General features: G+C 71.5%; 12 protein-coding genes. 3 read left to right on the top strand and 9 right to left on the bottom strand.

The genetic code is table 11. The annotated features are described in order from the left end of the window. The first annotated feature begins 132 nt into the window (after nucleotides 1-132). Nucleotides 133-825 (top strand): neocarzinostatin apoprotein domain-containing protein, encoded by a 693-nt coding sequence (locus tag ABZV00_RS08545; protein WP_355603074.1) that lies wholly within the window; start codon nucleotides 133-135, stop codon nucleotides 823-825. Next, on the top strand, nucleotides 822-2,189 hold the full coding sequence (locus ABZV00_RS08540; RefSeq protein WP_355603072.1) for a hypothetical protein: 1,368 nt from the start codon (nucleotides 822-824) through the stop codon (nucleotides 2,187-2,189). The genes ABZV00_RS08545 and ABZV00_RS08540 overlap by 4 nt, the downstream gene beginning before the upstream one ends. Before the next feature lie 84 nt (nucleotides 2,190-2,273). Here the strand turns inward: ABZV00_RS08540 and ABZV00_RS08535 are convergent, their stop codons facing one another. Continuing rightward, complete coding sequence (locus ABZV00_RS08535) at nucleotides 2,274-2,747, bottom strand: VOC family protein (RefSeq protein ID WP_355603070.1); 474 nt, start codon at nucleotides 2,745-2,747, stop codon at nucleotides 2,274-2,276. Nucleotides 2,748-2,850: 103 nt separating this feature from the next. Here ABZV00_RS08535 and ABZV00_RS08530 point away from each other — a divergent pair, with 103 nt between their 5' ends. After that, nucleotides 2,851-3,816 carry a YafY family protein gene (locus ABZV00_RS08530; protein ID WP_355603068.1) on the top strand — a complete coding sequence of 322 codons (966 nt, stop codon included), beginning with the start codon at nucleotides 2,851-2,853 and terminating at the stop codon, nucleotides 3,814-3,816. A gap of 22 nt (nucleotides 3,817-3,838) precedes the next feature. Here ABZV00_RS08530 and ABZV00_RS08525 read toward each other — a convergent pair whose 3' ends face one another. From ABZV00_RS08525 to ABZV00_RS08490, 8 genes are read right to left on the bottom strand one after another with little or no spacing between them, the layout of a single operon-like run. After that, nucleotides 3,839-4,582, bottom strand: a complete 744-nt coding sequence (locus tag ABZV00_RS08525) for an arylmalonate decarboxylase (RefSeq protein WP_355603066.1) — start codon at nucleotides 4,580-4,582, stop codon at nucleotides 3,839-3,841. After that, nucleotides 4,579-5,262 (bottom strand): hypothetical protein, encoded by a 684-nt coding sequence (locus ABZV00_RS08520; protein ID WP_355603064.1) that lies wholly within the window; start codon nucleotides 5,260-5,262, stop codon nucleotides 4,579-4,581. The genes ABZV00_RS08525 and ABZV00_RS08520 overlap by 4 nt, the downstream gene beginning before the upstream one ends. Nucleotides 5,263-5,281: 19 nt before the next feature. Continuing rightward, the gene (locus ABZV00_RS08515) at nucleotides 5,282-6,106 is read right to left on the bottom strand and encodes an SDR family oxidoreductase (RefSeq protein WP_355603062.1); all 825 of its coding nucleotides are present in this window, start codon (nucleotides 6,104-6,106) and stop codon (nucleotides 5,282-5,284) included. After that, entirely contained in the window at nucleotides 6,103-7,104 is a 1,002-nt protein-coding gene (locus ABZV00_RS08510; RefSeq protein ID WP_355603060.1) for a hypothetical protein, read from the bottom strand. Before ABZV00_RS08510 ends, ABZV00_RS08515 begins: the two co-directional genes overlap by 4 nt. Then, a complete protein-coding gene (locus tag ABZV00_RS08505) occupies nucleotides 7,097-7,819 on the bottom strand; it encodes a hypothetical protein (RefSeq protein WP_355603058.1) in 723 nt (240 codons plus the stop codon). Before ABZV00_RS08505 ends, ABZV00_RS08510 begins: the two co-directional genes overlap by 8 nt. Then, nucleotides 7,816-9,087, bottom strand: a complete 1,272-nt coding sequence (locus ABZV00_RS08500) for an aromatic ring-hydroxylating dioxygenase subunit alpha (RefSeq protein WP_355603056.1) — start codon at nucleotides 9,085-9,087, stop codon at nucleotides 7,816-7,818. The genes ABZV00_RS08505 and ABZV00_RS08500 overlap by 4 nt, the downstream gene beginning before the upstream one ends. A 6-nt stretch (nucleotides 9,088-9,093) precedes the next feature. After that, a complete protein-coding gene (locus ABZV00_RS08495) occupies nucleotides 9,094-10,083 on the bottom strand; it encodes an alpha/beta hydrolase (protein WP_355603054.1) in 990 nt (329 codons plus the stop codon). Continuing rightward, nucleotides 10,080-10,886 carry an oxidoreductase gene (locus ABZV00_RS08490; protein ID WP_355603052.1) on the bottom strand — a complete coding sequence of 269 codons (807 nt, stop codon included), beginning with the start codon at nucleotides 10,884-10,886 and terminating at the stop codon, nucleotides 10,080-10,082. The genes ABZV00_RS08495 and ABZV00_RS08490 overlap by 4 nt, the downstream gene beginning before the upstream one ends. Nucleotide 10,887: the final 1 nt, after the last annotated feature.

Below are 10,887 nucleotides of genomic sequence, written 5' to 3'. Positions count from 1 at the left end.
GGATACAACACCGGTATCCGAACGAACCTCCGCCTTGCCGGACATCGCCTGGACTCCGCCTCGGCTCGACCGAGGACTTCGACACCCGCCCTTGCCCGTGCCGGCCTGCGCCGAACCTGTCAGGAGATCGCCGTGCGAACCTTCCGCCGCCGGGCGCTCACGCTCGCCGTCCTGTTCGCCACCAGCAGCGGCCTCGCGGTCGTGGTGGCACCCCCGGCCGCGTTCGCCGCGCCGACCCTCACCGTCAGCGCGACCACCGGGCTGGCGGACAAGCAGCAGGTCGTCGTCAACGGTTCGGGCTTCACCCCGAACCTGAAGCAGATTGCCGTCGGCCAGTGCGTCGCCGGCTTCAAGGGCCCGACCGACTGCAACCTCGCCGGCGGCGCCGCGTTCGTCAACGCCGACGCCAGCGGGAAGCTGCCCACGGTCACCCTGAAGCTTGCCCAGAAGTTCGGCGCGTTCGACTGCACCAAGCGGGAGTGCGTGGTCGCGGCGCAGATCCTGCCCACGAGCGGCAACGCCGACCAGGTCGAGGCCAACAAGGTCTCGGTGGCGTTGACGTTCGGCAAGAAGCCGGCGCAGAAGCCCTCATCGGCAACCCCACCCACGTCCGCGGCACCGTCGGCCACGCCGGCAGCCACGACATCACCCTCGACCAGTCCGGCGGTCGCCGCCGGTACGTCGGCCCCAACGTTGGTCAACGCCAACCCGGTGAGCGCCGGCCCAGACCGGTACGCCGTCACCGTGCTGGTCGGCTCCGGCCTGCTGTTGCTCTGCATCGGCCTGCTCGTGCTGATGCCCTACCGGAACCGGAGGTCCACATGACCCGACGTCGTTTCCCCGTCCGGGCGGCGGCGCTCGCCCTTGTCCTGGCGCCGCTGCTGCTCCTCACGATCCCGGCGACGGTCCCCGCCCGGGCGACGCCGCCGGCCGCGGCGGTCGGTCCCACGGCCGCGACGCTGGGCTGCCGGCTCTACTTCAACGACGCCGGTGCCGGCAGCTCGCCGACGGTCTGGCAGGACACCTTCACCCTGACCCAGTCGCCGGCCGCGCCGAAGGTCGGCGACACGGTGACCGTCACGCTCACGGCGCAGGCCGGCCCCGACAACGGGCCGGTGGGGCTGAACGCCGGTGACGTTCCGGTGAACGTCACGCTGGCCCTGGGCGGCTCCCTCTCCGGCAGCGCGACGCTGCGCATGTCCTCGTACCCGGCGCGGGCCGTCGCCCCGGCGGAACCGCTCGGCCCGATCACCGCGACCGGCACCTACTTCGCCGCCGCCGCCGGAGCGGCGACGCTCACCGTCGGGCGGGTCACCTTCGCCAATGCCTCGGCGACGACGCACTGCTCGGCGGCCGGGGACCGCGACCACAAGGCCGCACCGGCGCTGACCTCCATCGTGGAGAGCTTCACCGTCGGTGGTACCGGCACCGCGACCCCACCGCCGAGCCCGTCCGCCTCCGCTACGCCGTCGCCGTCCGCGTCGCCGTCGCCGTCGCTTCCGCCGTCCGCGACGGACGACCCGCCGCCGACGGCAACCGACGAGGTCGACACGCCGGCCCAGCCGTTCGGCCCGAAGAGCGTGAAGCTGAACTGCAAGACGCTGAGCAGCCTCTCGGCGTGGACCGCCACGCACACGCTGAGCATGTCGCCCAGCAACCCCGGGCGGGGTGCCAAGGTGACGGTGAGCCTGAAGTTCTCGGCCGGGCCGAAGAGCGGACCGGTGGCGGTCGGCGCCGGCGATCTGGTGCCCAAGGCGACCGTCAAGGTCGGCGGGGCGGGCAGCGGCACGGTGAACCTGACGGGCCCGGCGTACGGCGCGATCGGCGCCTACGCCGCCCTGCCCGGCGCGACGCTGACCGGGACCTACACCACCTCGCAGCCGGGGCTGGTCTCGCTGACGGTCACCAACATCGTCTTCGACCACGCCCAGGTCGACACCGAGTGCAACGCGGGCGCCGACCCGATGACCGGCCCGGAGGCGACGTCGATCGTCGCCAAGTTCACGGTGAAGTCGCGGGCCGCGACCGACGACGAGGGCGAAGGCGACGGCGGAGGCGACGGGTCGCTGCCGACCACGGGCGAGGGAGGCGTGACGGCGCTGCTGCTGCTCTGGTCGAGCGCGGTGCTCGTGCTCGGTATCGGCCTGGTTGTGGTGCTGCCGAGGCGTCGCGGTATCCCGCGGAGCTGAGCCAGCAAACGGCGCCGGGCCGGGGACGCGTCCCCGCCCCGGCGCCGTTGCATACCGCCGACAGCGCCGGTGCCAGAGGGTCGCTCAGCGGTTGAGAGAGAACTCGGCACCTTGGACGTACTCCATCGCCTTGACGAACTCGGGGTCGTTGAGCCTGCGATTCATCTCTTCCTCGGTTGGCTCCGCCACCCGCTGGTGGATCCACCACAGGTTGCCGAACGGGTCGCGGAACCGGCTGACCCGGTCGCCCCAGAACAGCTCGGTCGGGTCGGTGACAACGGTCGCGCCGTGTTCGACCGCCCGGCGTAGCACCTCGGCATCGTCGGCAACGTAGAGGCGCAGGAAGGCCGGCGTCTGCGGCCAGTCCGGCTTGTCGAACATCATCACGACGGAGTCCCCGATGCGGACCTCGGCATGGCCGATCACCCCGCCCACGTCCAGTCGAGCCAACTCGGTGGCGTCGAAGACACTGACGACGAAGTCGATCAACTGTGCCGTGTTCCCCGGAGAGATCATCCACGGGGTGACGGTGTGGTAGTTGTCGGGGACAACCTTCATCGCTCATCTCCTCGTTTCGGCACACTGTCCGTGCACCGCCAGGAACCACGCTAGAGCTCATATAGGCCAACTCCGGTCCTATATGAGGAGGCACTATGGGAACGTGAATGACACGTCGGCCCGCCTGCTGCGACTGCTGTCCCTGCTCCAGACGCCCCGGGAATGGCCGGGCAGCGAACTCGCCGAACGACTCCAGGTCGCCCCACGCACCGTGCGCCGGGACATCGACCGACTGCGTGAGCTCGGCTACCCGGTTCAGGCCACCAGGGGCGCGCAGGGCGGGTACCGGCTCGTGGCGGGCAAGGCGATGCCGCCGCTGCTGCTCGATGATGAGGAGGCCGTGGCCATCGCCGTCGGCCTGCGCACAGCGGCCCGGCAGCCGGTCGCCGGCATCGCCGAGGCGTCGCTGCGGGCGCTGGCCAAGCTACAGCAGGTGCTTCCGCCCCGGCTGGGCCGCCGTGTCAGCGCCCTCACCGCGACCGCCCTGCCGACGCCCGCAGCTTCGGCCTCGCTGGTCGACCCCACGCAGTTGACAGTCCTCGCCGCCGCGGCCTCGACCAACGAACGCGTCCGGTTCAACTACCGCAACCACGACGGCGCCGTCAGCCGGCGGCTCGTCGAACCACACCGGCTGGTCGTGGTTGGCCGTCGCTGGTATCTGCTCGCCCACGACAACGAGCGCAACGACTGGCGGACCTTTCGCATCGACCGCATCGACAATGCCCAGACCACCGGGACGCGGGTGCCGCCGCGCGATCCACCGGCCGATGACCTGGCCGCGTTCGTCGCCAGCCAGCTCTACGACCTGGCACCGGTCTTCCGGGCGGTGGTGACGCTCGCCCTGCCGGCCGGGCAGGCTGCGGCCCAACTGGGCGACTACACCGGCGAACTGCGGCCTACCGACGACACATCGTGTCGCTGGCACAGCCCGCAGGACACGATCGATTGGCTCGCCGTCCGGTTAACCCTGCTCGGCTGCGACTTCACCGTCCACGAGCCGGTCGCGCTGGTCGACCACCTACGCCAGCTCGGCGGCCGGATCACCCGTGCCGTGACACCCGGAACCTGAGAGGGTGGTTCGAACCACCCTCTCAGTGCTCGCGCAGCAGGGAACCGGCGCCGTACACCTTGTCGAGGATCCCGTTCTCGCGCAGCGCCATCCACCAGGTCGCCGCGTTGATGGCGATCACCGGCTTGCCGAGCCAGCGTTCGGCCTCGTCGGCCAGCCCGACCATCGACAGGTTGGTGCCGCACTGGACCAGGGCGTCCACGTCCGGGCCGTCCACCGCCAGCAGCGCCCGGCGCAACTCGTCCTCCGTGACATGGGCGATGGAGACCGCGGTCGGGCACTTGAGCCCCTCGATCGCGGCCACCTCGAAACCGATCTCGGAGAAGAACTGCACGACGTTCGTGTCGCCGATCGGCTGGTACGGCGTCACCACGCCGATCCGGCGCGCGCCGTAGAGGCGCAGTGCCCGCTCGCACGCCTCCGCCCCGGTCGCCACCTCCAGCCCGGTGGCCGCCTTGATCTGGGCGACGAATTCCCGGTTGCCCTCGACGCCGCCCCAGAACGTCTCCGCGGACATGCCCATCACCATGTAGTCGGGCTCGCAGGTCAGTACCCGCTCGCAGGCACCGCCGATCTCGCCGCGGATCTGCGTCAGGAGGTTCTCGAAGTTGCTGTCGCTGGACAGGTCCTGGTTGCGGATGTGGATCCGGGAGAAGTGCGCGGTCACACCGGGCACCGTCATCCGGTAGAAGTCCGGCTCCACAATGGTGTTGGTCGACGGGGCGATGACGCCGAACTTTCGGCGCCAGCCGAGCGCGTCGGTCATGGCCTGACGGCTCCTTCCTGGGCGGGGGTCGGGTGGGGACTGGCCGAGGCCAGGGTGTGGGCGCGCGCGGTCAGCCACGCCGCGACCAGCAGCGCCGCCTGGCCGAGGGTGTTGGTGCCCTGCTCCACCCACTGCATGGCCAGGGTCTCGTGATCGGGGTGGTTGCGCAGCGGCACCAGCAGCAGCACGCAGGCCAGCCCGGCGACGTAGAGCGCCACCGCGCCCCAGGCGCGCCGTCGGCTGGCGATGACCGCGGCCAGGACGCTGATGGTGGTCACGCCCGTGGTGGCGAGGGCGAAGATCGGTTGGAGGATGGCGTACGCGATCGCCACGCCAGCGGTAACGGCCAGCACGGCGGCGAACGGCCACCACGGCACGCTGCGCCCGCGCAGCGCGCCGGCCAGGCCCCAGATCAGTCCGACCGCGCCGAGCGCCATCAGCGGGAACAGCGCCGCCTCCAACCAGGGCAGGTCGACCGAGAACCCGGCCAGCAGCAGCTTCCAGGTCGACTTGGCCAGGCCGCCGAGGCCGATCAGGACGGCGCCGACCCGGGCGACCGGGCCCACCCGGGGCACGATCCGACCGGACAGCCCGGCCAGGATCCAGAACCCGACCAGCGCCAGACCGGTCGGCACGAAGTCCTCCAGCGCGAGGAGGACGGTGTAGTCGCTGCCGTTCACAGCACGCGCTCGCGCCGGGTCATCTGCGGCCGCCGACGGAGTCGCCGAAGAGGTCACGCTTGCGGAAGCCGGCACCGGCGAACCGGGCGGCGGCCTTGCGGCTGGTCAGCCAGGCGGCCCGGCTGCCGTTGCGGCCCCCGGCGAGGACCCGGTCGGCCAGCCACGGGGTGACCGTCTCCACCCGGTCGCCGAGGATGTTGAAGATCTTCTTGGCCTTCGCCAGCTCGTCCGGCGGGTAGTCGTGGGTGAGCAGGTCGGTCACGACAATGCCGGGCGAGAGGTGGTGCACGGTGACCTTGTCGGCGACCCCGGCTGCGGCGAGCTCCTTGGCCAGCCCGTCGGTCAGGTAGGTGACCGCACGCTTCGACGCCCCGTACCCGGTCAGCCCCGGCCGAGCCTGACCGTTGGAGCCGAAGCCCTCCATGTTCCACAGCGCGCCGTGGCCCTGCCTGACCATCGCGGCGAGCACCACCGCGCTGGCCCGGGCCACCCCGCCGAGGTTCGCCGCGAGCACCCCGTCCAGCTCCGCCGGTGCCAGCTCCCACAGCGGGCGGCGGGCATGGTTCGTGCCCGCGTTGTTGATCCAGATGTCGACACCGCCGAACGCCTCGGCGGCGGCCGACCACAGCGCGGACACGTCGGCGCGGTCGGTGACGTCCGCGCGCACCCCGAGCACCTCGGCACCGGCCGACGCCGGGGCGTCGGAGCGCAGCGCGGCGAGCGCCGTGGCCACCGAGTCCGCGCTGCGTCCGCAGAACGCGACCCGGGCGCCGCGGGCCAGCAGCGCGCGCACCAGGCCGGCGCCGATCCCGCGGGTGCCGCCGGTCACCACCACCGCGGTCATCCGGCCGGCTCCCAGGCGAGCAGGCCGTGCAGGACGCTGTCCAGCACATTGCCCCGGAACAGCTCGTACACCACGGCAAGGCGCCCACCGGCGGACATGCCCGGCTCGGCGTCGATGGCGAACTCGCGGCCCTTGACCTTCCACACGTCGCCTCCGTCGGCGTGAAAGTGCCAGGACGGGTAGCTGGCCCGGCCGAAGCCCTGCGCGTTGCCCCAGGCGTCGGGGCCCTCGAAGAACAGCCGGTCGCCGTCGCGGCGCTGCTCGACCACGTACTGCCGGTCCAGGCCGGCGCCGGTCCAGCGCACCACCCGGCGGGTACGGAGCAGGTCGATCGGCTCCAGGCCGAGGCGCACCGCGACCTTGCCGCGCAGCTGCTGGTCGGCGCCCCACAGCTCGCAGCTACCGGTGAACGCGCCGGCCTGCTTGGTCGGCAGGATGTACGGCACCGGACCGCGCCGCTCCTCGGCGGACAGGAACCGCGCCACCCGCTCCCGGGTGTCCGTGTTGGTGTCGTGGTCGAAGCTTCGGGTGTAGACGCCGTTGAAGCAGCCCACCACCGCCCAGCCCTGGTAGAGCATCGACGAGTAGACCTGGGTCTCGCCGTCGGGCAGCACCTGGTTCCAGGTGTTCAGGTCGACCTGCCAGCCGGGGCCGTAGTAGTGCGAGTCCACGAAGGACCCGTACGGCTGGCCGGTGCCGAAAAAGTCGGGGCCGGTGTAGACCCGGTTGGCGTCGGAGTCGATCACGCCGAAAGCGAACGGCGCGCCCAGCCGGTAGCGCCCGGCCAGCTCGCCCCCGCCGACCAGCCCGCCGTCCATGTAGTACGTGGTGACGCCATCGGCGTAAACCGACGAGCGGCGGATCTCCTCGAAGCCCTGCCAGACGCCGGTGGCGGTGAACAGCGACGGCCGGCCGTGCCATTCGCCTGCGATCCGCTGCTGCCACTCGCTTGGTTCGGTGGCCGCCGGTTCGGTTGTCGGTTCGGTCGGTTCACTCATTGCCGACCAGCTCCGCCCGGATCCGGTCGGTTGCCGGCTCGCCGATCAGCCGGGAGACCCGGGCCCAGACCGGGTCGACGTCGGGGCTGAACAGGTTGACCCGCACGGCGGTGTCCCGGGCGGCCAGGTCGGTGTCGGCCAGGCCGGCCACGACGTCGGCCGGCAGGCCGTCGGTCACCAGCGCGGACCAGTGCTCGGCGTACGCGGAGACGGCGGCTCCGATCTTCCGGAACGCCTCCTCGGTGGCCCGGCTGACCAGCATCCACGGCGACATCAGCGCGTGTTGGCGTGGCCCGATGTCGGCCCGGCTCAGCCCGTCCATCGCGTCGGCCTCGGTGAAGACCGCGGTGAGCGGCTGGTACACCGTGTCCATGTAGGGCAGGTGGCTGCTCAGCTCGGCCCGGGGGATCAGGTCGAGGTGGTAGGCGTAGTAGTCGCCGCCGTACACCGAGTCCAGGGTGAAGTGCGGGACCGCGCTGTCGGCGGCGGTGAAGGCGAAGACCATGTGGCTGTCGAGGCGGATCATCGGGACGACCAGCCCGACGTAGACCACCTTGGCCACCGGCTGGCCCGGTGCGCCCCGCCAGACCCGCAGCGAACCCACCGGGTCGGGCGACATCGGGCTGCTCAGCGGCTCGTCGATGACCGCGGTGAGCGGGTGCCGGGCGGTCAGGTGGGCCACCGCGTTCTCGCAGAGTTCCAGCGGGAGACTCATGACTGCTCCTTCGTCGGCGCGCTGTTGGTCGGCTCGGGGCTCGCCTGCGCCTCGGCACCTGCGGCGGCGTCGGCGCCCTCCTGCTCGGTGATGCGCTTGAGCCCGATCCGCTGCGACTCCGCCACGGTCGGGTGGTCGCCCTTGGCCTTGTGTATCCAGGCGCGGGCCAGCTCCGGGTTCTCCCGGCGGGCTGGCGAGGGGATGACGGTTGCCTCTCGGCGCGGCACGTCGCCCGTCACCCGGTCGGCGTCGGAGAGCATCCAGCCCTGCTCGGCCAGTTCCTGCCGGCGTCGCCGGTAGTGCACCGCGATGAGGTCGCTCTTGACGTGCAGCTCCGCGCCGAGGTCGAACGGGAGCAGCTCGGGGCGGACCTTGTTCACCACCTCGGCGTCCTGATAGAAGATCCGGATGACGCGCTGCACGGCGTTGCGGTTGGCCCAGGCACCGGTGAAGAAGGTGCGCAGCGCGACCCACTTGACCAGTGTGGTCGTCTCGTCCACCGGGATGTTGGTGTCGTAGATGATCAGCTCGCCGATCGGCAGCCGGACGTGCAGCTTGATCATGTTGGGCAGCATCCAGCCGGCCGAGGTGACCACCGGCGGGCGGTTGGCCAGGTCCGCGTTGTTGCGGCTGATCAGCGACCAGAGGCCCTTGGAGCGCGGCGGGTGCAGGCTGACCGTGGCGAACGCCGACCACTCGTCGCGCACCTCGACCTCGTACTCGGGAACCTCGGGCTTCTCCCGGTTGCCGAACACGCTGCCGTGCACGAAGGGCGCGTGCGCGATGTCGCAGCCGTTCTCCAGGATCCGCTCGTAGTTGGCCTTCCACAGGAACTCGCCGGTGACCGCCCGGTATTTGCCGCCGTTCTCCACCAGGTTGTCGAACTCCGGCCAGACCGGGATCGGCGGCCGCTCGGCCTCGGGCAGGTCGCCCATGAAGACCCAGACGAAGCCGTAGCGCTCCTGCACGGGGTACGAGTCGACTCGGGCCTTGTTCGGGATGCCCCGGCCGGGCTGGTTCGCCGGGATTTTCGTGCACGCCCCGCCCGGCTCGTACTCCCAGCCGTGGTACGGGCAGACGATGTTCTCGCCGGCCGTCCAGCCGCCGGAGAGCGCCGCGCCCCGATGCACGCACAGGTCGGACAGGGCCACCACGCGCCCGCGCGGGGTGCGGTAGAGGGCCAGGTACTGGCCGAGCACGGTGATCCGGGTCGGCTTGGTGGTGACCCGGTCGGAGAACTCGACCGCGTACCAGAAGTTCTTGAGCATGGTGGCTTACCTCCGACGGAACGAGGCGATCGAAGAGGTGGTGTCGAGCTTTGCCAGCAACCGGTCGAAGCCGTCGGCCGGTTCGCCGCGAAGGTGGACGGCGAGGAACCCGGACAGCAGGTCGACCAGGAGCGCACGGGTGGTCTCTGGGTCGCCGGTGGCCTCCTCGTCGAGGAAGGCGCGTGCCGAGGTGGGGTCGAGCGGGTGCGCGATGCCGAAGTGGTTGGCACCGGCCAGCCGCACCAGCAGGTTGGTGCCGCCGGCGTCGGGCAGTGCCTCGTCGAAGGTGCGGGTGATCGGGTCGGCGCGGGTGGTCGCGTCCTCGCCATACCGGTCGGCGGAGCCGTTGATCACGCCGTCGTTGGTGCCGGCGAGCAGCATGACCGGGCAGTCCACCTGGGCCGGCAGCACGGTGCCGGCCGGCCAGCCGAGCATGGTCGCCACCATGGTGTGCGCCCCGTAGGTGGCCACCGCACGGACCTCGGGCAGGAACCGCGCCGACTGCAGCGCCACCGTTCCGCCGGCCGAGTGGCCCAACAGCGCCACCCGATCGAGGTCGAGTAACCCGTCGAGCGGCCCGGTGAGCTGCGCCAGCGCGTCGAGCACCGGGCGCAGCGACGGGCTGGTCGGCCGGCTGCCGTAGCCGTCCGGCCGGGCTGCGTCCAGGTCGACGCCGGGAGTGATCCCGTGCAGGCCGGCGAAGAGCACTCCGACCCAGTCGTAGGTCACCGCGACGACGCCCCGCGCGGCCAGCTCCACCGCCAGCCAGCGGTAGGTGTCCTGCCCGACGTTGACCCCGGAGACCAGCAGGACCACCGGGTACGGCGCTCCGGCCGGGTCTGCCGCCAGCACCCCGCTGAGCCGCTCGGCGTCCGAGCCGGTGGGCCGGGCCGGGTAGTAGACCCGCAGGTGTGCGGTGTCGAACGGGGCCGGCGCGCCGGGGACGCGCGCGGCCCACCAGACCGACCGGACACCGCTTCGCTGCGGACCGCTCATGCCGACGGCCGGGGGAGTTCGCGGTCGCCGCCCCAGAGTGCGCGGACGAGCCGGTTGGTGGTCTCCTCGCCGAAGTAGCGCACGCCCATCACGTTCGCCGGGTCGCGGTCGGCGATGTTGCGGCGGATCCGCAGATCGGTCTCGGCGAGCGCGGCCCGCTCCTCGGCCGGCACCGGCTCGGCCTCGTCGACCCAGCGCAGCCAGCGGTCGACGTGGGCGTGGGTCACCTGGCTGACCTTCTCGATGTTCTCCGGGCTGCGGTCGAAGGAGTAGCAGTACGCCGTCGGCGACAGGCTGGCCCGGATGAATCCGGCCCGGCTGACGAAGTAGTCGAACGCCGGGTCGGCGCGCAGCTCCAGCCACTTCTCGTTGACCGGCTCGTAGTACCGGTCGTAGTAGTCGCCGTGCTCGACCATGTTGACCCGGGGTACCGAGTCGATGTAGAACCAGCCACCGGGCCAGACCAGCAGGGCCAGCCCCAGGTGCGGCACCCTGACCTGCGGGCCCAGCCAGCACGTCAGGTGCAGGTTGGCGAAGCTGGCCGCCGGGTTGCCCAGCCAGGAGTGCACGAGCCAGTCGACCTCGGGCCCGGTGTACGCGGCGAGCGAGCCGCCCGGTCCGTTCGGGTAGTCCCCGTAGTGCTCCAGCGGCTCGGTGGACGGGTCGCGGGTCAGCTCGAACCGTGCAGCGATCTTGGCCTTCAGCTCACCCAGGAGTACCTGGTACCGGTGGAACGTCTCGTGGACGTCGACCGTGGGGGAGTTGTCGAGCATGTCCTCGACATGTTTCAAGGTGTCGGCCACG

Origin of the sequence: Micromonospora sp. NPDC005173 (assembly GCF_040608515.1) — a bacterium.
GTDB lineage: Bacteria > Actinomycetota > Actinomycetes > Mycobacteriales > Micromonosporaceae > Micromonospora.
Note: the sequence above shows the minus strand (reverse complement) of the source record. Positions and strands in the feature narration are given on the sequence as shown.